Source organism: Mycobacterium sp. DBP42, from assembly GCF_005924235.1.
GTDB classification, from domain to species: Bacteria; Actinomycetota; Actinomycetes; order Mycobacteriales; family Mycobacteriaceae; genus Mycobacterium; species Mycobacterium syngnathidarum.
In genome coordinates this window covers 1-391 of sequence record NZ_VCMY01000125.1, presented here as the reverse complement: position 1 = coordinate 391, position 391 = coordinate 1, and the positions used below count along the sequence as shown (strand labels likewise).

General features: G+C 49.6%; 1 protein-coding gene. It reads left to right on the top strand.

What is annotated here, in order from left to right; all coding sequences use genetic code 11:
- Window positions 1-158: 158 nt before the first annotated feature.
- The coding region (locus E0T84_RS31695; protein WP_171055248.1) for a LysE family transporter at window positions 159-391 on the top strand (233 nt) is incomplete at its 3' end.

Below are 391 nucleotides of genomic sequence, written 5' to 3'. Positions count from 1 at the left end.
CCGCTACACTACGCGCGTGTCGGATCTGCTGGTCGTCAGATAAAACACCCGTCAACGTGGAACCTCCGTTTAAGGGATTTCCCTTTCCATCATCAGGTGCATTGGTTAGCATATTGTTTCGCAGCTAAGCGTATGTGTTGTTTCAGGAAGAGGTTAACGTGTTTGCAGAGTATGGCGTACTGAATTACTGGACCTATCTGGTGGGGGCGATTTTTATTGTATTAGTGCCGGGGCCGAATACGATATTCGTTTTAAAAAACAGCGTCGGGCGAGGGATAAAGGGCGGCTATCTTGCCGCGAGCGGTGTGTTTATTGGCGATGCGGTGCTGATGTTTTTAGCCTATGCGGGCGTCGCGACGCTGATTAAAACCACGCCGGTGCTGTTTAATAT